Origin of the sequence: Hymenobacter baengnokdamensis, assembly GCF_008728635.1 — a bacterium.
Lineage (GTDB): Bacteria > Bacteroidota > Bacteroidia > Cytophagales > Hymenobacteraceae > Hymenobacter > Hymenobacter baengnokdamensis.
Map to the genome: position 1 here is coordinate 4,034,580 of NZ_CP044285.1, position 20,082 is coordinate 4,054,661.

General features: G+C 59.9%; 17 protein-coding genes. 12 read left to right on the top strand and 5 right to left on the bottom strand.

Annotation, left to right across the window (positions count from 1 at the left end; all coding sequences use genetic code 11):
* The first annotated feature begins 11 nt into the window (after positions 1–11).
* Complete coding sequence (locus F6X24_RS17190; protein WP_151089176.1) at positions 12–410, top strand: endonuclease domain-containing protein; 399 nt, start codon at positions 12–14, stop codon at positions 408–410.
* A gap of 100 nt (positions 411–510) precedes the next feature.
* Entirely contained in the window at positions 511–1,980 is a 1,470-nt protein-coding gene (locus F6X24_RS17195; protein WP_151089177.1) for a glutamate synthase subunit beta, read from the top strand.
* Positions 1,981–2,072: 92 nt separating this feature from the next.
* On the opposite strand, the gene F6X24_RS17200 is transcribed toward F6X24_RS17195, so the two are convergent.
* The 4 genes from F6X24_RS17200 to F6X24_RS17215 form a co-directional block, all read right to left on the bottom strand.
* Positions 2,073–2,480 carry a lysozyme inhibitor LprI family protein gene (locus tag F6X24_RS17200; RefSeq protein ID WP_151089178.1) on the bottom strand — a complete coding sequence of 136 codons (408 nt, stop codon included), beginning with the start codon at positions 2,478–2,480 and terminating at the stop codon, positions 2,073–2,075.
* A gap of 44 nt (positions 2,481–2,524) precedes the next feature.
* Positions 2,525–3,355 carry a phosphatase PAP2 family protein gene (locus tag F6X24_RS17205; protein ID WP_151089179.1) on the bottom strand — a complete coding sequence of 277 codons (831 nt, stop codon included), beginning with the start codon at positions 3,353–3,355 and terminating at the stop codon, positions 2,525–2,527.
* 156 nt (positions 3,356–3,511) lie between these two features.
* Complete coding sequence (locus F6X24_RS17210; RefSeq protein ID WP_151089180.1) at positions 3,512–4,369, bottom strand: urease accessory protein UreD; 858 nt, start codon at positions 4,367–4,369, stop codon at positions 3,512–3,514.
* Between the two features lie 59 nt (positions 4,370–4,428).
* Positions 4,429–4,845, bottom strand: a complete 417-nt coding sequence (locus F6X24_RS17215) for a DUF6960 family protein (RefSeq protein WP_151089181.1) — start codon at positions 4,843–4,845, stop codon at positions 4,429–4,431.
* 272 nt (positions 4,846–5,117) lie between these two features.
* On the opposite strand from F6X24_RS17215, the gene F6X24_RS17220 reads away from it, so the two are divergent.
* The 3 genes from F6X24_RS17220 to F6X24_RS17230 all read left to right on the top strand — a co-directional run bounded on the left by F6X24_RS17220 (position 5,118) and on the right by F6X24_RS17230 (position 12,408).
* Positions 5,118–6,524 (top strand): T9SS type A sorting domain-containing protein, encoded by a 1,407-nt coding sequence (locus F6X24_RS17220; protein ID WP_151089182.1) that lies wholly within the window; start codon positions 5,118–5,120, stop codon positions 6,522–6,524.
* A 46-nt stretch (positions 6,525–6,570) separates the two neighbouring features.
* Positions 6,571–10,275, top strand: a complete 3,705-nt coding sequence (locus F6X24_RS17225; RefSeq protein WP_151089183.1) for a T9SS type A sorting domain-containing protein — start codon at positions 6,571–6,573, stop codon at positions 10,273–10,275.
* Positions 10,276–10,521: 246 nt separating this feature from the next.
* On the top strand, positions 10,522–12,408 hold the full coding sequence (locus tag F6X24_RS17230; RefSeq protein ID WP_151089184.1) for an alpha-amylase family glycosyl hydrolase: 1,887 nt from the start codon (positions 10,522–10,524) through the stop codon (positions 12,406–12,408).
* A gap of 91 nt (positions 12,409–12,499) precedes the next feature.
* Here the strand turns inward: F6X24_RS17230 and F6X24_RS17235 are convergent, their stop codons facing one another.
* A complete protein-coding gene (locus F6X24_RS17235; RefSeq protein ID WP_151089185.1) occupies positions 12,500–13,129 on the bottom strand; it encodes a nitroreductase family protein in 630 nt (209 codons plus the stop codon).
* Positions 13,130–13,278: 149 nt separating this feature from the next.
* Here F6X24_RS17235 and F6X24_RS17240 point away from each other — a divergent pair, with 149 nt between their 5' ends.
* From F6X24_RS17240 to trpS, 7 genes are all read left to right on the top strand, one after another.
* A complete protein-coding gene (locus tag F6X24_RS17240; protein WP_151089186.1) occupies positions 13,279–15,117 on the top strand; it encodes a glycosyltransferase in 1,839 nt (612 codons plus the stop codon).
* 3 nt (positions 15,118–15,120) lie between these two features.
* Positions 15,121–16,020 carry a DUF4198 domain-containing protein gene (locus F6X24_RS17245; protein WP_151089187.1) on the top strand — a complete coding sequence of 300 codons (900 nt, stop codon included), beginning with the start codon at positions 15,121–15,123 and terminating at the stop codon, positions 16,018–16,020.
* Between the two features lie 98 nt (positions 16,021–16,118).
* Positions 16,119–16,493 (top strand): STAS domain-containing protein, encoded by a 375-nt coding sequence (locus F6X24_RS17250; RefSeq protein ID WP_151089188.1) that lies wholly within the window; start codon positions 16,119–16,121, stop codon positions 16,491–16,493.
* Between the two features lie 139 nt (positions 16,494–16,632).
* Positions 16,633–17,550, top strand: coding sequence for a ribonuclease Z (locus F6X24_RS17255; protein WP_151089189.1), 918 nt, complete (start codon positions 16,633–16,635; stop codon positions 17,548–17,550).
* A gap of 118 nt (positions 17,551–17,668) precedes the next feature.
* Positions 17,669–18,418, top strand: a complete 750-nt coding sequence (locus F6X24_RS17260; RefSeq protein WP_151089190.1) for a queuosine precursor transporter — start codon at positions 17,669–17,671, stop codon at positions 18,416–18,418.
* A 24-nt stretch (positions 18,419–18,442) separates the two neighbouring features.
* Complete coding sequence (locus tag F6X24_RS17265; RefSeq protein WP_151089191.1) at positions 18,443–19,087, top strand: hypothetical protein; 645 nt, start codon at positions 18,443–18,445, stop codon at positions 19,085–19,087.
* Between the two features lie 14 nt (positions 19,088–19,101).
* Positions 19,102–20,082 carry a tryptophan--tRNA ligase gene (gene trpS / locus F6X24_RS17270; protein ID WP_151089192.1) on the top strand — a complete coding sequence of 327 codons (981 nt, stop codon included), beginning with the start codon at positions 19,102–19,104 and terminating at the stop codon, positions 20,080–20,082.

A 20,082-nucleotide genomic window follows, 5' to 3' on the forward strand; every position in this document is an offset into this window, starting at 1 on the left:
ATTCTACCTAAATGAATCCCACGGAACCCTTTTTACCCCAAGACAAAGTCTTCACTGCCGATAAAAAGCAGTATGGCAAACTCGAACTAAAAGCGCGGGCTCGCGGAATGCGCCACGAACCCACTCCTGCTGAGGCCAAGCTTTGGGAGCATCTCCGAGGCGGCCAGTTGGGCGTAAAATTTCGTCGTCAGCACAGCATTGACCGCTACATCGCGGATTTTACATACCTCTCTCACAAGTTAATAATAGAGCTGGATGGCAACGGTCACTCAGAACCTGACCAAGCAGATTATGACCGCGGGCGTTCAGCCTTGCTAGCCGAACTAGGCTACCGCATCCTAAGATTTCCAAATGAGCAGGTCCTCAGTCAAATAGAGGCAATACTAGCCATAATTAAAGCCAGTCTATAAAAACTCATCAGCCAGCTCCAAAGTCGCCCGGCTCCCCTTCTTCTTTTCGGAAAGGGGGCCAGGGCTGAGGCGCCACGCCAGCACAAAAAACCAACTACCAATGGGCAACATCACCGGCTTCAAAGAATACCCGCGCACCGCGCCGCCCAAAGCGGCCCCGACTGAGCGCGTGGCGCACTACCAGGAATTCATCGGCCTCTACCCCGAGCCGGAGCTGCACCAGCAGGCGGCGCGCTGCATGAACTGCGGGGTGCCGTTTTGCCATTCGGGCTGCCCGTTGGGCAACATCATCCCCGAGTTCAACGAGGCGGTGTACCGGCAGGACTGGCGCGCGGCCTACGACATCCTCTCGGCCACCAACAATTTCCCTGAGTTTACGGGCCGCATCTGCCCTGCGCCCTGCGAGTCGGCCTGCGTGCTGAGCATCCACAGCGCGCCGGTGGCGATTGAGGAAATCGAGAAGCACATCATCGAAATTGCTTTCGAGAAAGGCTACGTGCAGCCCACCGCGCCGGTGCTCAAAACCGGCAAAACGGTGGCCGTCGTGGGCTCCGGTCCGGCCGGGCTGGCCGTGGCGGCGCAGCTCACCGAAGCCGGCCACACCGTTACGGTGTTTGAGCGCGACCCGCATCCCGGCGGCCTGTTGCGCTACGGCGTGCCCGATTTCAAGCTCGAAAAATGGGTGATTGAGCGCCGCATCCAGCTGCTCGAAGCAGCCGGCGTGACCTTCCGCTGCCAGGTCGAAATCGGCCGCGACCTCCCGGCCGACGCGCTGCGGCAGGGCTTCGACGCGGTGGTGCTAGCGGGTGGCGCCTCGGCCCCGCGCCCGCTCGACCTTCCCGGCCGCGACTTAAAAGGCATCCACTACGCCATGGAGTACCTGACGCAGCAAAACCGCCGCGTGAGCAACACGCCCCTGGACAGCGAGCACATTCTGGCCGATGGCCTCGACGTGGTGGTAGTCGGCAGCGGCGACACGGGCTCCGACTGCGTGGGCACCGCCAACCGCCAGCAGGCCAGGTCAGTAGCGCAGTTTGCCATGATGCACCAGCCCGGCGAGGAGCGCCCGGCCCACACGCCCTGGCCGCTCTACCCCACCATTTTTCGCACCAGCAGCTCGCACGAGGAAGGCTGCCAGCGCTACTGGGGCGTGAATACCAAAGCTTACCTGGGCGACTCAACCGGCTCTGTGCGCGCCCTGCTGGTAAGCGACGTAACCTGGGAAACCGACGAGCTGGGCCGCCGCATCCGCTTCGAGGAAGTTCCTGGCTCCGACCGCGAAATCCCCTGCCAGCTGGTGCTGCTGGCCCTGGGCTTTACCGGCTCGGCCAACGCCGACCTGCTCAACCAGCTCGGGGTGACACTCGATGAGCGCGGCAACGTGCACGCCCCCGAAACCACCTACCACACCAACCTGCCCGGCGTATTCGTGGCCGGCGACATGCGCCGCGGCCAGTCGCTGGTCGTCTGGGCCATCTCGGAAGGCCGCGAAGCGGCACGGCAGGTTGATATGTTTTTGATGGGCAAGACGAACCTGCCGAGCAAGAACGTGGTGGGGATGTTTGGGTGAGAGTTTTGAAAGTAGAGGAAAAGCAGAAGCCTGGGAAGCCATTACCTCCCAGCCTTCTGCTTTTCTTAGTCGAAAAGGTTAGGATAATTAACTCATTTCGAGCCCGCCACCTTTACTGAGCCCTTGCACATATCGCCCTCTGGGATGCCGGTGAGCCATACGCGCAGCTGCCTGGTGCGGGCTTTGGTGAGTTCTTCGAGGCCGTTGGAGTAGCACACGGGAAAGAAACTGCCGTATTCGACCAACGAATTGGCGGCGGGGTAGCGGGCTTTCATCTCGGCATCGCGAAACTGTATCCAGCGCTGCTGGGCGGCTTTCAGGCTTTGCAGGAAGACGGTTTTAGTGCGATAGTCTTTGAGAATCTGTTGGTAGGTGCGGTTTAGCTCCTGGTCGGCCTTGCGGTAGGCGGCATCGGCCTGTTGGTTCATTTGGGCCTGCGACTGGCTGAAGCTGCGGATACTAAAGAGGTTGCACGACAGCAGTATCAGGATGGTTTTCATACTTCAGAAGATGGCTTTGGGATTTTCTATATCGCCGGCAAGCCCTATAGCTGCTTGCTCAATAGCACGCCACTGTAAGAATACCCATTCACATTGACACCTTGCAGCGGCATCATGGAGATGCCCCGGCGGCCGGCCACTTTGTGCAGCTGCGGCACTACCACGCCCATCGTAGCCCCCACGGTGTAGCCCACGATATTATCGGAGAGAAAGTGCTTGCCGGCCTCGATGCGGGTATAGGCCACCACTGCTGGCAGCAACGCCGCGCCGGCCCACACGTAGGGCTGGGCGCGTGAGTCGGGGTTGAAATCGTGAAATACTTTGGCCACGAAGAAAGTAGCGGCGGCGGTGTGCGCCGTGTGGCCGGCAAAAAACGCATTGGTAGCAATGTGGCCGTTGCGCAGGTCGCCTCCCTCGGGGCCGTAGAGGTAAGGCCGGTAGCGCGGAAAGTTGCCGATAGCCGTGGCGAAAAGCGCATCGGCCGCAGCCAGCGATTCAATATAGAGCACCGCCACTTGCCCGTAGCGGCTGCGCGCGGCTGGGTTGAGAGCCAGCAGGCCGGGCGCGATGACCAGCGTAGGATAGCAGAGCAAATCGCCGGCCGTCTGAAAACCGGTGCTGTAGTAGCCGGCCGAGAAGCGGTCGAAGGCTGGAATATCGTTCTTGTTGAGCGTAGCCAGCTCGGCATTGGTAAGGCCACTGCGCTGCTGCGAGCGGTACAAGCCAAAGGCGCTCACGGCCGCTTCGCCCACCATTACGGGACCGTCGACGGCAAAGCGGGTGTGGTAGGGCGAGGGTGCTTGCTGGGCGCTGGCTGGCTGGGCAGCAGCCAGGCTCAACGTACCGGCTAGAATCGGGGCGAAAAGGTGCTTCATAGGGAACGAAAGAAAGCTGCTCAAACGCAGGGAACCGGGCTAGGGTTAAGCCGGCAATGGCGTCAGTAAATGCACAGAATGTCAGCCTATTTTCTTCAGATTTCGATATTCTGGCTTGCTATCCATCTTCTGCTTGAGAATGAGCGTAGTCAAGCCTTAGTACTTGCGCGCCAGAGGGCTGAAACCCAGCAGCTCTTCCTCGGCCAGTGCGGCCGCTACGGCCTGGTAAACCGGCTCCAGGTCGTGCCGCGAAAAGCCCAGGGCCCGCACCAGCACTACGTTTTCGCGGGCCTGCGTTACGGCCACCACGTAGGGCCGGCCGGCCAGCTGGGCGTGCAGGGCCGTTTGGCCAGGGGGTGGCAGCCGATGCAGCCCGGCGGCCAGCTTCCGGAAGTACAAGCCGGCCGGTGGCCCGACCAAGTATAGTGAAATTACACTATTATAGCTTCCTAACGTAGCCTGCGAGGTAGCCAAGTGCTCATCGGGGCGCAGGGCGAAGCGGTCGAGTAGTACCAAGCGGCCAGCTACGCTCACGCGCAGCTCAGTAGCAAAGGAGCTAAAGGCGAATTTTTCGCCGGCATCGCTGCGGCCGGCGTGCCACCAGTCGGCCAGCAGCAGCGTAGCCTCAGCGGCGAGGTGCCAGTGCTGGGTCTGGTAGTAGCGGCTGGCGGCCTGGGGCACCAATGGGTCGGGCAGCACCACGGCCAACGCATGCTCAGCCAGGTGGCCTTCGGTATGCTGCTCGGCCTGGGCTCCATCTATCGACTTGAACAGGCGCGTGTTGGCTTGGGTGGTAAGCAACAGCCGGGTGTTTTCTTCGCAACGCACCCGCAGCCGGATAGCATCGCCGGCCACCAGGCCACCGCCGTAGCTGGCCAGCACCGCATGGCAGCTGCCGCCGGGAGCGTGGGGATTGATGATTTTGAGCGGCTGAATGCTGCGGCTGGCCACCAGCCGCGACTGCTGCCGCACCTGGGCCACCCTTAGCTCACTCCACAGATGGTCGTCGGGCATTGCCGGGAAATTGAGGTCGGCAAGATAGCCGTGGGGCCCGCAGTTTTTTCGTGGCGCAGCTACCGGTGCACTTTGCGCAGCTCTTCGGGCTCAAAGATGCGGGCCAGCTTGCGCTTGCGCTCTACCAGCTGGAAAGAGGCGCGGTCCTGGCTTTCGCTCCAGAAGATATCCGAAATCAAGCCCTGGTGCGGAGGCAGGCCGCCCTTCGGCTTCACTTCTTCTACCAGGTCGCCAAAGCCGAAAGGCGGCTTATTGTAAAGCTCCTTAAACAGCTCGCCGCGCACCAGAAACTGCTGCTCATCATAGCGCAGGGTTATCCAGTCGCTGTCGGCATCGAGGTCGCTCACTTTCTCAAATACTTTACCCACTGGCTCTACTAGCTCAAAGGAGCGGCGATTGGCGGGGTGCAGGTAGCTGTAGCCATAGTCGGGCGACCAGGCATACAAACCAAAAACAACGGGACGGGGACGGGGCATAGCAGCAGAACAGCTTGGAGGTAGCGCAAATTTCCGGTCCGAGCACAGAATGGCTGGTGCGGGCAGCTCACTCTGTACACGGATTTGGAAACTACTCTAGCTAACCCAAAAGACCCCTGCAAGTTGCTACGGCCGGCACGAATGAGGCTGTAGGGTACTGCGTTTTTATAAAATATTATCGTTCATCTTTTGTTCATAAACAATAAGTCTTACATTTGCTTTTTAATACATAAAACGTGCAATAAATTTTATACATAAATTTTAAGCTTTTCATGCTGAATTTTTCCTCTCTCACCATTTATCGAAGCCTGCTTGCCTCATTTATTGGCTTGCTGAGCGCTTTTGCAGCAGCAGCCCAGGCTGCCAGGCCTTTCACCCCCGGCAACTTTGTAATTGTGCGCGTGGGCGATGGCAAAGCGGCACTTACCAGCGCCGCAACCGCGGCCTTTTTGCTGGAATACTCCCCTACCGGCACCCTGGTGCAAACTATTGCGCTGCCTACGGCCGATGCCAGCCCTAATCTGGCTTTCACCGAAACCGGCACCGCCACCTCCGACGCTAATCTGACACGCTCGGCCGACGGGCATTACCTGCTGCTGCCTGGCTACAATGCCCCCGTCGGCACCCCCACAGTGGCTAATACCACAGCATCCTCGACCAACCGGCTGATTTGCCGCATTGCGGCCGATGGGACGCTTAATATAACCACCCGCATCAAAGATGCCTTTAGCGGCACGGCCAGCACGGCGGGCAATATTCGCAGTGTTGCTTCAGCCAATGGCTCAGCTTTTTACGCAGTAGGCAGCAGCAACGGCGTGGTATATGTGCCCCTGGGTAACAGCGGGAATTCGACGGTGCTCACCGCTGGCGCGCCCACCAATCTGCGAGCCGTAGCCATCGCGGCCGACAATTTATACGTTAGCTCGGGCTCGGCTGCCTCTACTGGCATCAGCCAGGTTGGAACGGGGCTACCTACTACTGGCCCACAAGCAGTTACGTTGCTTTCTGGCTTCGCCAACCCGGCGGGCACTACGCAGGCACTGCTCAGCTCGTCCAGCTTTTTCTTTACCGACCAAAGCCCGGCCGTACCCGGCCCCGACGTACTCTACGTGGCCGATGATGGCAGTGCCTCCGGCTCGAACGCAGCCAATGGCGGCATCCAGAAGTGGAGCCTCGTCAATAACAGCTGGGTACTGAACGGCCTGATTACCGGAGCGACCAATCCAGGCCTGCGGGGACTGGCGGGCACCGCCAATGGCCCAGCTATTACCCTGGTAGCCAGCAGCTCGGGCAGCTTGTATGCCGTAACCGACCAGGCGGGCTATAACGCACCGCCGAGTACGTCGGTCCTGCCCGCTGCCATTGCTACTGCGGGCACCAGCATGGCGTTTCGGGGCGTAGCACCGGCCCCGCTGGCTACGGCGCTGTCGGCCCGGCCAGAAGCTACTTTAACCCAGCTGGCGCTGTATCCCAGCCCGGCGCAGCAGGTAGTGACTATTCGGCTGGCCGATGGCCGGGCAAGCGGGCACACTGCCGAAGTGCGCGACCTGCGCGGCCGCCTGCTCCGCACGGCCACGCTCCCCGCCTCGGGGCAGCTAAGCCTGGATGGCCTGGCGGCGGGCACCTACCTGCTTACAGTTGACGGCAGCCTGACGCGCCGCATCAGCAAGGTGGACTGAAATAGTTAACTATTTTCTATTTATCTATAAATCAATTATTTAAAACATGGCGCTCATTTGTGCAGGCTTTCACCGACGGACACTCTGGCTGCTTGGCGCCTGGCTGTTGCCGCTGCTGAGCCGGGGGCAGGTTGCAACGTATTCAATCGCAGGTTTAAGCAGCGCGGCCAGTGGCGCGACGAGCCTGGCGGCCAGTAGCAGCAATGCGAATGTGACGACAGTCGCGCTCACTAAAAATGGTCTTTCCAGCAGCACGGGGGCCGGCACATTTAAGGGTAGCAGCTGGTCGCAGGCCACGAGCCCGGACGCCGGTAAGTACATCGGGTTTTCCATAACTCCCAATAGCGGCTACGCGCTTACCCTAACCAGCTTAAGCTACGGGCTTGTCAGCAGCGGCTCGGGGCCGGCCACCTACCAATGGTATTCCAGCCTCGATAACTTTACGACGCCCCTGGCTACCGTGGCCTCAACGGCTGCCCCGGCCAATACCACGCTCACGCTGCCGGCCGCCAGCTTCAGCAACCTTACCACTACCATCTCATTTCGGTTGTATGGATATGGGGCTACCGCCAGCACCGGGACGGGTGGCCTGCTCGGCGACCTGACAGTAAATGGCTCGGTAGCTGCTACCTCGGCCGCGATGCTTACGGCTACTCCCAGCACCCTTACAGGGTTCAGCGCCCCTCTGGGTACTGCTTCGGCAGCGCAAGCGTACAAGCTGGCGGGCAATAACTTACCTCCCGATGGCAGCCTGCGCGTATCGCTGCCCGCCAACTCGGGCTTCGAGGTTTCGGGCGATAACACGGGCTTCGGCCAAACCCTGACGCTGGCTTACGCCGGTACCAGCCTGCCGGCCGATGCGGCCGCGCCGCTGGTGTACGTGCGCCTGGCCGCTACTGCCGCCGCTGGCCCGTACAGTGGGGTTAGTATTACCACTACGGTATTTGATAAAACGGCCAGCGCTACCGGCACCGCGGCTACGGTAATTGCCTCAGGCACAGTATCGGCACCCAAAGCAGCCCGGCCCACGGTGCAGCCAACCATCACGGTAGCCAACCCCACCCCCAGCACAGTCGATATTACCCTGACGGGCGGCAATGGTCAAAAGCGACTCGTGGTGCTGCGAGCAACCTCGGCCACTGCCGCCGTGCCGGCCGACAATGTTACCTACCCGGCCAGCCTTACGCTGGGAGCGGGTGGCCAGCCCGGCCCCGGCAACTTCGTCATGGTCGCCGATGGCACGACGGTAGCGGCGACCCTCACCGGCCTAAGCGCCTCGGTGAGCTATACCCTGGCAGTTTATGCTTATAATGATGACGGGGTAGCCGGCCAGGAAAGCTACCTGACTGCTTCGCCCGGCACTGCCACCTTCAGCACAACGGCTGGCACTGCTTTTTACTACTCGAAGCCTACCGGCGACCTGAACAATCAGGCCACTTTTGGCACGGCCACTGATGGTTCCGGTACAGCTCCCGGCAATTTTACGACGGCCAACCGCACGTACATCGTCAACGGCATACACTCCCTATCGGGCAACCTGGTAGTATCGGGCACCAACTCGAAGGTGGTACTGGCGGCGGGGGCGGCTTTCACCATCCCAGCCGCCTTCAGCTTCGGGGGCCGGGTAGACATGCAGGATGGCGCATATCTCACCCTACTATCTCCATCGCCTGCGCTAACCCTCGGCGACCTTGCGCCGGCCAGCACCGTTGAGTTTGGGCAGGCAGCAAATTACGTCGTGCCCAGCCCCAGCCCCGGCTATGGCCACCTGAAGCTCACCAATGCTACCAAGCAGCTGGCCCCCGGCAGCACGAACGTATATGGTAACCTGACGCTGGAAAACGTGAGTGGTTTCGGAGGCTCCAACACCACTACTTTCTCGGATATTGCCCTGAATGGCAGCCTGACCCTGCTGGGCGCTACTTCTTTCGACCCGGCTTCCAGCAGCCGGATTACCCTGGGGCTGTATGGCAATACTCCGCAAGTGCTCAGTGGCAATGGCAATACCCTGCGCCTACACCTGCTGAGAACCTACGTGAGCGGCGCGGGCGCGGTATTGGCTGATGCCAACGGCGGCACGCCCCTCGAAGTTGGTACCAGTCGGGGTGGTGGGCTGAGCCTTCTGGCCGGCAGTACCCTGACTCTCAACGCCAACACGCTTTCCCTCACGCCGGGCGGCCGGGCCTCGCTGGTCAACTCAGGTGGCACGGGCACCATTACCCTGTCGCCGGCCTCGTCGCTCAACCTGGAATCGCTGAATACGTCAATCGGCTCCCTTTACCTGACGCCCGGCGCCACCACGCTCAATACTCTGCGCCTGGCTAATACCTCGAACGACTACCTCGACGTCAGCTCATCGCTGACGATAGCCGGGGCGCTGACCCTCGATGGCACCGGCCGGCTCGACATTGGCCCCAACCAGACCCTGACCCTTAACGGCACGCTTACCGGCACCGGCAGCTTACAGGGCTCGGCAACCAGCGACCTAGTAATTGGAGGCAGCGGGGCCTTGGGCACGCTTCGCCTGGCAGCCGGCACTCAGCAGCTACGTAACCTTAGCATAGGGCGGGCCAGCGGCTCGGTACTCCTCGGCTCCCCTGTTCAGGTGGGCGGAGTGCTGGCGATGAGCGAGGGCACCCTAACTACCACGAGTACCAACTTACTGACCATGAGCAGCACGGCTACGCTCACCCCCGGCAATGGCTTCGTGAGCGGCCCTTTGGCCCGCGTAACCGCCCCAGGAGCCCGTACCACAATTTTTCCGGTGGGTAGCGGCACGGCCTATCGCCCTGTCACCCTCACTGCCACCACCCAAACCAGCACCACTACCTACACGGCCGAGCAAAAGGAATCGCCGCCCACCCAAAGCCTGACCGCAAACGACCCGCGCGGGGCCGACTTACGGCGGGTATCATTCCGGCGCTACTTCACGGTTACGCCCACTGTGCAGCCTACGGGCTTTAATGGCACTATTACCCTGAGCTTTGGGCCCGACGACTACATAAATGTGCCCAACGATGCCGGCCTGGTAATCGCTAAACGTGCCTCCCCGGCAGCAGCCTGGGCAAATATTGGGCACAGCGCCGAAACGGGCGGCAATGGTACCGGCCCGGGTGGCCCGCCCATTAGCGGCACCATTACCTCCGCTTCCTTTACCAGCTTTTCCGATTTTACCCTGGGCGCGACCAATACCAATAACCTCACTGCCACTCAGCTAAACCCCTTGCCGGTAATTCTAATGAGCTTTACGGCGGTCCGCACCGCGGCCGGCGTGCAGCTACATTGGGCTACGGCTTCGGAAACCAACAGCACGCACTTTGTAGTCGAGCGCAGCCTCAACGGGCAGGAGTTTGAGCCGGTTACTAAGTCAGCTGCTGCCGGCACTACTTCCCACGCGCATACTTATACGGTACTTGATGCACTAGCTCCGGTCGCCAGTCTTTATTACCGACTGCGGCAGCTCGACCACGATGGCACGACCCATTTTTCACCAGTTGTTACCGTAACCGCTCATTTGGGTAGCAGTCCCGAGCTGCGCCTCAGCCCCAACCCTGCGCATGAAACTCTGACCATTTTTACCAGTCAGTCAGCAGCTTACACCGTGCGCTCGGCGCTGGGCCAGGCGTTGTTGCAAGGGGCGGCCGAAGCTGGCCACACCAGCATTACCGTGGCCGGGCTTCCGGCAGGACTATATTTTGTAGAGGTCCATACCGATACCGGCCTGGTAATACACCGGTTTGCCAAAGAATAGCAGTTTTCCAGGTAGTGTACGCGGCAACTGCGCCAAGCGGTCTGAATGCCCGCAAGCCGCGCGGGCAAAATATAGTAAATAATATATATTTTACCCGCGTGACTCTCCCCGGAATACCTCCCTGTTTGCGCCTGCCGCAAAATCCCGGCCCATATCCTAATCGGCTTAGCCTCGTAAGGGAAACCTCAACTGTTGGTCGCGCCGGACGGCTCCGTATAGTAGAGCCCGCGCGCCAGCCATTTATTTATGCCCTCCTCCACCTTACCTAAGCCCAAAAAGGCGACTTCCGCCAAGCCAGCTCACGCTACTTCTTCTAAACCTGCTTCTCGGGCTACCGCCGCTGCCACCTCCCCCGTGCGCGATGGCTTTGGCGCCTTGCCCCATGCCAAGGGAGTCACCTTTCGGGTGTGGGCCCCGGCGGCCACGGCCGTGTCGGTTGTCGGCACTTTCAACAACTGGGATAAGAACGCAACTCCCTTACAGGCCGAGCCCGATGGCAACTGGGCAGCCGACCTGCCCCAGGCCAAGCCTGGCGACGGCTACAAGTTTGTGCTTCAGACAGCGAAGGGCGAGCTGACCCGCAATGACCCCTACGCCCGCGCTGTTACGAACTCCAGCGGCTACTCGCTGGTATTTGACCCGCTGGATTTTGACTGGGAAGGCGATAATTTTCAGATGCCCGCCTGGAACGACCTTATCATCTACGAGCTGCACATAGGCACCTTTAATGTGAAAGAGCCCGGCAAGCCCGGCACCTTTCTGGATGTGATAGAGCGGCTCGATTATTTGCAGGGCCTTGGCATCAACTGCATCGAGATTATGCCGGCCACCGAGTTTCCGGGGGCTTACTCATGGGGCTACAACCCTTCAAATCCCTTTGCGCTGGAAAGCGACTATGGCGGGGCCGAAGCTTTTCGCATGCTGGTGAAGGCGGCGCATCAGCATGGCATTGCGGTACTATTAGACGTGGTTTATAACCACTTCGGCCCCGGCGACCTCGATTTGTGGCAGTTCGACGGCTGGAGTGAGAACGATGGGGGCGGCATTTATTTTTATAACGACTGGCGCGCCAAAACACCCTGGGGCGAAAACCGCCCCGACTACGGCCGCCCCGAAGTGCGCCGCTACATCCGCGATAATGCCCTGATGTGGCTCGAAGACTACCACTGCGACGGCCTGCGCATGGATGCTATTGCCTTCATTCGCAACGTGAACGGGGAGGAAGACCCCGGTGCCGACCTGCCCGACGGCTGGACCCTCATGCGCTGGGTAAATGAGGAAATACGCCAGCGCCAGCCCTGGAAAATCACGATTGCCGAAGACCTGCGCTCCAATCCGGGGATTACGGGTAGTGTCGAAGCCGGCGGGCAGGGCTTTTCGGCCCAGTGGGATGCTTCCTTTATCTACCCCGTCCACGACGTTCTCACGGCCGCCGAAGACGCCGACCGCAACATCGAAGCGCTGGCCGGGGCCATCAACACCTCTTATAATAATGATGTATTTCAGCGGGTTATCTACACCGAAAGCCACGATGAGGTAGCCAATGGTAAGAGCCGCCTGCCCGAGGAAATCGTGCCCGGCGATGTTGAAAACTATTTTGCCAAGAAGCGCATGGTGCTCGGGGCCAGCCTGGTATTTACCGCGCCGGGTATTCCGATGCTGTTTCAGGGGCAGGAGTTTCTGGCCCCCGGCTCCTTTAACGACACGGAGCCCCTGCAATGGGACTGGGCCGAAGCCCACAGCGGCCTCACGCAGCTCTACCGCGACCTTATTGCCCTGCGGCGCAACCTGCACGGCACCACGCCGGGCCTGCACGGCCAGGGCTGCCAGGTATTTCACGTCAACAACACCGACAAAGTGCTTGCTTTTGCCCGTTGGGATGATGAGCCGGAAAACGCGACTATTATCATCGCAAACTTTGCCAACCAGGCTCACCAGGGATACGCCATCGGCCTGCCAGCCCCCGGTAGCTGGACGGTACGCTTCAACTCCGACTGGCAGGGCTACGATAGTGAATTCCACGACTTCCCCAGCTTCGGCACCGAGGCTGAGGCTGGCGACTACGACGGCTTCCGCCAACACGGCCGCTTCGACCTGGGCCCTTACGCCGTACTGGTGCTGTCGCGAGGATAAGAAAGCAAGGCGGCTAACATGAATAATGGGAGCAAAGTCGTTCTGGTATCTGAACGACTTTGCTCCCATTACTCATGTTAGCCGCCTTACTCTACACCGGCGCCTGGTCGTAGCGCTCGTTCTGTAGCTGAGGCCAGCCGCCTTCAAACATAAATTCGGCCAGCGGCTTGCGGGTGCGGGGGGCCAGTTCACGCTCGCGCAGGGCATCGGGCACTGTAGCGGCGGCGCTGGGGTAGCCAATGGTAAACACTGCTACCACATCGTAGCCGGCCGGAATGCTGAACGCCGTGCGGGCGGCCTCGGGCGAGAAGCCGGCCATCTGGTGAATCTGCAAGCCCAGCTCCACAGCCTGGATAGCCAGGGTAGCTACCGCCTGCCCCACGTCGTGCCTGGCCCAGGCGTTGGGGTTATTGTCGTGCGAAAAGGTTGTTTTGGCAATGCTGATGGCCAGCACCGGGGCATCTTTTACCCACACCTGGTTGAAATCGCCCAGCGTAGCCAGGATTTTCTCAAATGCCTCGGGGCTCGTGGCTTTGCTGCCCACAATAAAGCGCCAGGGCTGCTCACCAAAGCAGGAGGCCGCCGAGCCGGCCGCCGTAAAGAGCTGCTGTAGCGCCTCGGCCGCGACGGGCTGGCTCGTATAGGCGCGCGGGCTGCGGCGCTGGGTTAGCTGCGGCAGAATGGGATGCTCAGACGTGAGCACGTTTGTTAAATCAGACATGGAGAGAGGTGTAAAATCCGGGGGTATAAAGCCGCGCCACCGGCTTTATGTTTTGGCTGCCTTGCCCCTGCTCATCACTTTTTTGCGTAGAAAGTACTAGTGCCCCGGCTTACCTTTCGCTCCTATTCCTGCCCATTTTTCACCTCGCTATGCAGCCGCAGCCCCTCGCGCCCGAAGCCCTGTTTCCCGATTCCTTACTGATTGAAGTGGCCTGGGAAGTATGTAACCAGGTGGGTGGCATATATACCGTTATTCGCTCAAAGGTACCGGCGACCATGCCGGCCTGGGGCGGGCGCTACTGCCTGCTGGGGCCCTACTTCCCGCAGCAGGCTCAGGGTGAGTTTGAGGCCTATGACGACGACCAGCTGGCGGGCATGACCGACCCCTACGCGGCCGCCGTGCGCACGCTGCGCGCCCAGGGCATGGATATCTGCCTGGGAGTGTGGCTCGTAACGGGCCGGCCGCGGGTAGTACTCATCAACCCGTTTCAGAAGTACAGCCAGCTGGCCGGGCTGAAAAGCGACCTCTGGCGCGACCATAAGATTCCGGCCCCGGACCACGATGATTTGCTGCATCAGGTCATTGCTTTTGGGAATCTGGCCACGCAGTTTATCGAAGCCGTAGCCAGGCAGACAGTCGGCCAGTGGCAGGTTATCGGCCACTTTCACGAGTGGATGACCGGCGTGGCCATTCCGGAGCTGCGCCGCCGCCAGGTGCCTGTGCACCTCGTGTTTACCACGCACGCTACCCTGCTGGGCCGCTACCTGGCCATGAACGACCCCGATTTTTACGACCACCTCATGCTGGTAGACTGGCGCAGCCAGGCCCGCCACTTCAACATTGAGCCGGCCGTGAGCATGGAGCGGGCCGCCGCTCATGGCAGCCACGTGTTTACCACCGTAAGCGAGCTGACGGTGCGGGAATGCATCTATCTGCTCGACCGGATACCCGATGCCGTATTGCCCAATGGCCTCAACATCGAGCGCTTTGTGGCCCTGCACGAGTTTCAGAACCTGCACAAGCTTTATAAGGATAAAATCCATGAGTTTGTGATGGCGCACTTCTTCCAGAGCTACTCCTTTGACCTCGACCAGACCCTATATCTTTTCACTTCCGGAAGATATGAATATCATAATAAAGGATTTGACCTGACCCTCGAAGCCCTGGCCCGCCTCAACCACCGCCTGCAAGCCAGCGGCCTTGAAGGACAGGTAGTGATGTTTTTTATTACCAAGCGCCCCTACACCAGCATCAACCCACTCGTGCTGCAAAGCCGCGCCCAGCTGGAAGAAGTGCGCCAGACCTGCCGCGCCATTGAGGAGCAGGTGGGCGAGCGGCTGTTTTACGCCGCCGCCGCCAGCCAGGACCACCGCCTGCCCGACCTCGACAGCATGGTGGACGACTACTGGAAGCTGCGCTACCGCCGCGGCCTGCAAAGCTGGAAAACCTCGGCCCTGCCCTCGGTTATCACCCACAACCTGGTGAACGACCAGGACGACGACATCCTGAACTTCGTGCGCCGGGCCAATTTGGTAAACAATCGGCACGACCGGGTGAAGATAGTCTATCACCCTGATTTTGTGAGCACTACCTCGCCCCTGTTTGGCATGGACTACGGGCAGTTTGTGCGCGGCTGCCACCTGGGCGTGTTTCCGAGCTACTACGAGCCCTGGGGCTACACCCCGCTTGAGTGCGTGGCGCGCGGCGTGCCGGCCATCACGAGCGACCTCTCCGGCTTTGGCGACTACGTAGAGAAGAATGTATCCGAACATGAGGAAAAGGGTATATTTGTGGTGCGCCGCCAGGAGCGCAGCTTCGACCAGGCCGCCGAGGAGCTTACCGATATGCTCTGGAATTTTGTGCTGCTGAGCCGCCGCGAGCGCATCAGCCAGCGTAACCGGGTGGAGAGCTCGGCCGATATTTTTGACTGGAAAAACCTGCGCGTGTACTACGACCGGGCTTATGCGCTGGCGCTGGAGCGGCAGTAGGTTATGTTCGCACAGAGGTGCCTTCCGCTCCTGCTTTTTGTAGCCACTACTACCCTTGCCCACGAGTTTTGGCTTCAGCCGGCCAGTTTTCGGGTAGCGGCCGGGGCCACTCTGCCGCTGCGCCTGCTGGTGGGCGATGGCTTCGTGGGCACTGCCTGGCCCCGGCCCACGCGCCGCGTGCGGCGCTTCCTGCGCTTTGGCCCCGGCGGCTTTACCGACTCTACCGACCTGCGCCCGGCGCTGCTGGCCGATTCGCTGGCCCCGGCCATAGGCTGCTCTGCGCCCGGTACGCACCTGCTGGCCCTTACGAGTCAGCCAGCTTTCCTAGGACTACCTGCCAGCCAGTTCACGGCCTACCTGCGCGCCGAAGGCTTGGGCTACGCCCTGCGCCAGCGCGAGGAAGCCGGCCAGACTACTTCTAAGCCAGGCCGCGAGGCATACCAGCGCTGTGCCAAGGCGCTGGTTTTTGCTACTGCGGGTGCCACGGGGCGCACGCTGCTGGCCAGTGCCGACACGGCATACCGGCGGGTGCTGGGCCTGCCGCTGGAGCTGGTGCCCGAGCAAAACCCTTACCGCCTGCGCCCCGGCGCGGCCCTCACGGTTCGGGTATTGCGGCAGGGCCAGCCCGTGCCGGGCGCACCAGTGCAGGTGTGGCAGGCTGGTATAGCGCCGGGGCCAGCCGCTGCACCGGCTATACGTCACTTCACCACTTATACCAATGCTCAGGGGCGGGCGCTGCTGCGGCTGCCCGGTCTGGGGCCCTACCTGCTGGCTACCGTGCGCATGGAAGCCGCCCCGCCGGCGCTGGCCGGGCAGGCCGATTGGCTTAGCACCTGGGCCTCCCTCACCTTCGGCGGGCCCGAAACGGCGGGTAAAACCGTCTACTCCCAACCTGCCAATTAGTTAGCACCTCACCTTCGGCCTTGCTCCGTTTCGCATTTTCCTTTTTATCGCTACCTTCGCCACCCAGCACCAAAATCTCCATCTCCCGCCACGGTTTTATGAAGTACTCCATTGATAAAAAAGAGAGCTATACCGTCATCACCATCGATGAAAAAAAGCTCGATACCACCGTTGCGCCAGACCTGAAATCGGAGTTTGTTAAGCTCAACGCTGAAGGCAGTAACAACCTGATACTCGACCTTCAAAACGTTAAATACACCGACTCTTCGGGCCTGAGCAGCATCCTTATCGCCAACCGCCTGTGCAACTCGACGGGCGGCCTGCTGGTGCTCACCGGCCTGCAAGACCACGTACTGAAGCTCATTACCATCAGCAAGCTTGAGTCGGTGCTGCACATTCTGCCCACGGTGGAAGAAGGCATCGACCGCATCTTTTTGCACGCCATTGAGCGCGACCTGACGGATAAAGAATAGCCTGGATGTCAGTTTTTGGTTGTCAGTTGTCAGTTTTTTAATTGATAGCTGGCAACCTCTATTTTTTAGGCTTATTTGCTGCGCTCGTTCGGACTAACCATTACCTGGCCCGAACGACCAGCACCTGACAATCACTCCAGTGACTTTTGAGCTTCAGATATTGGGCAGCGGCTCGGCTACGCCGATGGTAGGCCGCCACCCCACGGCCCAGCTGCTGGCCGTGGGTGAGGGCCGCTACCTCATCGACTGCGGCGAGGGCACCCAGCTGCGGCTGCTCGAACAGCGCCGCCGTCTAAGCTCGCTTCGGGTTATTTTTATCTCCCACCTGCACGGCGACCACTACTTCGGGCTGTTTGGACTATTGAGTACCCTGAGCCTGCAAGGCCGCCAGGAGCCGCTTACGGTAGTTGGTCCGCCTGGCCTGGAGCTGGTGCTCACCACCCAGGCGCTGCACTCGCAGATGCAGCCGGGCTATACTATCACCTTCGTGCCCGTCGATACGGAAGCGCACGCCGTGGTGTACGAAGACGCGCTGGTGCGGGTGTCGTCGCTGCCGATGCGCCACCGTATTCCGTGCTGCGGCTATTTGTTTGAGGAGCAGCCCCGGCGCAACAAGCTGGTGAAGGAGCGCCTGCCCGCCGGCCTCTCCCCCACCGAGCTGAGTCAGCTGGCCCAGGGCCACGACCTGCCCGCCGACCCGGCCACCGGTCGCCCGGCCCTGCGCCACGCCGACGTGTCGGTGCCTGCCCCCGCGCCGCGCCGCTACGCCTTCTGCTCCGACACGGTGTACCAGCCCAGCCTGGCCGAGTTGCTACACGGCGTCGACCTGCTCTACCACGAGGCCACATTCCTGCACGACCTGCGCGAGCGGGCCGCCGTAACGTTCCACAGCACCGCCCGCCAGGCCGCCGAGCTGGCCCAGGCAGCGGAGGCCCAGCGCCTGCTCATCGGGCACTTTTCTTCGCGCTATAAGCAGCTCGAAGGCCATTTGCAGGAAGCGCAGGCGGTGTTTGCCTGGACGGCGCTGGCCACCGAAGGCCTGGTAGTAAGCGTGTAAACATTTCCCTGGCTTACGCTGTCCTGGCAACCGCAGCCAGGTCGCTGCCCTCACGCGAATTATCCGCGGCTGGGCCGGCCCCCTTGCCGCGCTACGCTTGCTCTGACCACCCAACCCTATGCCTGCCACCTACGCCCACAAAAAACAGCAGCTTTACCTCGTACTCAGCGGCATATTCCTAGTGAATGCCCTTCTGGCCGAGATTATCGGCGTAAAGATTTTTTCGGTCGAGAAAACCTTCGGCCTCACCGGCAACCTGACGGCCGGCGTGCTGGTGTGGCCCGTGGTATTTCTCTCCACCGACATTATCAACGAATACTTCGGCCACAAGGGCGTACTGCGGGTGACCTTTCTAACGGCCGGCCTCATCCTGTATTCCTTCCTGGTGATTCTGGGCACCACGCACCTGGTACCGGCCGACTTCTGGCTGGACCTGAACAAAACGGACACCCTCGGCCGGCCCTTCAACATCGAGTTTGCCTACCAGAGCATCTTCCGGCAAGGCATGGGTATTATCATTGGCTCGCTGGTGGCATTCTTAATCGGGCAGGCCCTCGATGCCAGCGTGTTTCAGCTGTTTCGGCGCATCACGGGCAGCCGCTTTATCTGGCTGCGAGCCACTGGCTCCACGCTCATCTCGCAGCTCGTCGATAGCTTCGTGGTATTATATGTGGCTTTTTATATATTTGGCAACTGGACGCTGGCTCAGGTGCAGAGTGTGGGCTGGTTCAATTACTGGTATAAATTCGCCGCCGCTGTTTTGCTCACGCCGCTGCTGTATCTGGCGCATTACCTCATCGACCGCTACCTTGGGCCGCAGGAAACGGTGGAGCTGCAAGAAGAGGCTTTTGTGGATAAAAGCGTGTAAGATTATCACCAAATTTGCCTTTTTATGCGTCTATTCTACTTAATTATTTGTCTGCTACTACCACAATTTGCATTTGCTCAAATTTTCGGATTTATACCTTTTGAGTCAGGCTCTTACGTAGCGGCAAGTAGTCCGACTACTCGCGTTGAAGCCGGCCTTAAATTGCGGAATGGTGAGTTGTTGATAGCGAAAGACGGTAAAGGCAAAAAGTCCGAATTTAGTCCGCAGCAGATAATTTCTTTTCGCGTCGGCGACCGTAAATACACTACTGCCACAGGCTTTGAAACTAGGAATGGTTTATTTAGCGCCAGTACTACCAGGGTTAAGTTTGTTGAGCTACTCGATAGTGGGCAGGTCATTTTGATGCGTTACACCTATTATGCATCAAATGGTAGTGGGCCTTATGGAGGTGGCGGCACGCAAGTGGAAGAATATTTATTACGTCGGTCAATCCAGTCAGCTATCACTCCTATAGAGGCTAATTGGCTAGGTGGAGGCAAGCATTTCATGGAAACATTGTTGCCTTATTTGTCTGCTCGGCCTGACCTAATAAAAGCATTAGTAGCTAAAGAGATAGTAGTTGATGATTTGGCACCACTTATTCACGCGCTTAATACCAATCAACCTTTCGTAAGACCCAAACCAACTGGTCCCTTCGGCGTCCATTAATATTTAGTTAGTAAATGTCCCGTATCCTTACCGGCATCCAGAGCACCGGCCGCCCGCACCTGGGCAACCTGCTTGGCGCCATCCTTCCGGCCATCGAGCTGTCGAAAAACCCGGCCAACGACTCGCTGTATTTCATTGCCGATTTGCACTCGCTCACCACCGTGCGCGACCCGGCGCTGCTGCGCGCCAATACCTACGCCGTGGCGGCGGCCTGGCTGGCCTGCGGCTTCGATACCGAAAAAAACCTGTTTTACCGGCAGTCCGACGTGCCGCAAGTAACGGAGCTGACGTGGTACCTGTCGTGCTTTACACCTTATCCGATGCTGGCTAATGCGCACAGCTTCAAGGATAAGAGTGATAAGTTATCGGATGTAAATGCCGGTCTTTTTACTTACCCGGTCTTGATGGCGGCTGATATTCTGCTCTACGATGCGGAGATAGTACCCGTGGGCAAAGACCAGATTCAGCACCTGGAAATAGCCCGCGACATCGCCCAAACATTCAATAATCGCTATGGTGAAACCCTCGTGCCGCCCCAGGCTCGCGTCGATGCCGAGCTAATGACCATTCCGGGCATCGACGGGCAGAAGATGAGCAAGAGCTACGGCAATATCATCGACATTTTTGCCCCGGAGAAGGAGTTGCTTAAAACCGTGCGCAGCATTATTTCGGACAGCACGCCGCTCGAAGCGCCCAAAAACCCCGACTCCGATACCACTTTCAAGCTCTACTCGCTGCTGGCCACGCCGTCTGAAACGGCCGACCTGCGCCAGCGCTACGAGGCGGGTGGCTACGGCTACGGCCACGCCAAGCAGGCGCTGTACGAGCTGATTCTGCGGCGCTTCGCTACCGAGCGCGAGCAGTTCAACTTCTACATGAGCAACCTGCCCGAGATTGACGCACAGCTGGCCATCGGGGCCCGGCGGGCGCAGGAATACGGAGCAAGCGTACTGGCTAAGGTGCGACAAAAGGTGGGATATAGCGGCGCGCAGTAG

Coding starts and splice junctions, on each gene's coding strand:
- trpS (WP_151089192.1), top strand. CDS start 19,102: ATGTCCCGTATCCTTACCGGCATCCAGAGCACCGGCCGCCCGCACCTG.
- F6X24_RS17210 (WP_151089180.1), bottom strand. CDS start 4,369: ATGCCCGACGACCATCTGTGGAGTGAGCTAAGGGTGGCCCAGGTGCGG.
- F6X24_RS17240 (WP_151089186.1), top strand. CDS start 13,279: ATGCAGCCGCAGCCCCTCGCGCCCGAAGCCCTGTTTCCCGATTCCTTA.
- F6X24_RS17205 (WP_151089179.1), bottom strand. CDS start 3,355: ATGAAGCACCTTTTCGCCCCGATTCTAGCCGGTACGTTGAGCCTGGCT.
- F6X24_RS17260 (WP_151089190.1), top strand. CDS start 17,669: ATGCCTGCCACCTACGCCCACAAAAAACAGCAGCTTTACCTCGTACTC.
- F6X24_RS17265 (WP_151089191.1), top strand. CDS start 18,443: ATGCGTCTATTCTACTTAATTATTTGTCTGCTACTACCACAATTTGCA.
- F6X24_RS17250 (WP_151089188.1), top strand. CDS start 16,119: ATGAAGTACTCCATTGATAAAAAAGAGAGCTATACCGTCATCACCATC.
- F6X24_RS17190 (WP_151089176.1), top strand. CDS start 12: ATGAATCCCACGGAACCCTTTTTACCCCAAGACAAAGTCTTCACTGCC.
- F6X24_RS17215 (WP_151089181.1), bottom strand. CDS start 4,845: ATGCCCCGTCCCCGTCCCGTTGTTTTTGGTTTGTATGCCTGGTCGCCC.
- F6X24_RS17195 (WP_151089177.1), top strand. CDS start 511: ATGGGCAACATCACCGGCTTCAAAGAATACCCGCGCACCGCGCCGCCC.
- F6X24_RS17235 (WP_151089185.1), bottom strand. CDS start 13,129: ATGTCTGATTTAACAAACGTGCTCACGTCTGAGCATCCCATTCTGCCG.
- F6X24_RS17220 (WP_151089182.1), top strand. CDS start 5,118: ATGCTGAATTTTTCCTCTCTCACCATTTATCGAAGCCTGCTTGCCTCA.
- F6X24_RS17200 (WP_151089178.1), bottom strand. CDS start 2,480: ATGAAAACCATCCTGATACTGCTGTCGTGCAACCTCTTTAGTATCCGC.
- F6X24_RS17245 (WP_151089187.1), top strand. CDS start 15,121: ATGTTCGCACAGAGGTGCCTTCCGCTCCTGCTTTTTGTAGCCACTACT.
- F6X24_RS17230 (WP_151089184.1), top strand. CDS start 10,522: ATGCCCTCCTCCACCTTACCTAAGCCCAAAAAGGCGACTTCCGCCAAG.
- F6X24_RS17225 (WP_151089183.1), top strand. CDS start 6,571: ATGGCGCTCATTTGTGCAGGCTTTCACCGACGGACACTCTGGCTGCTT.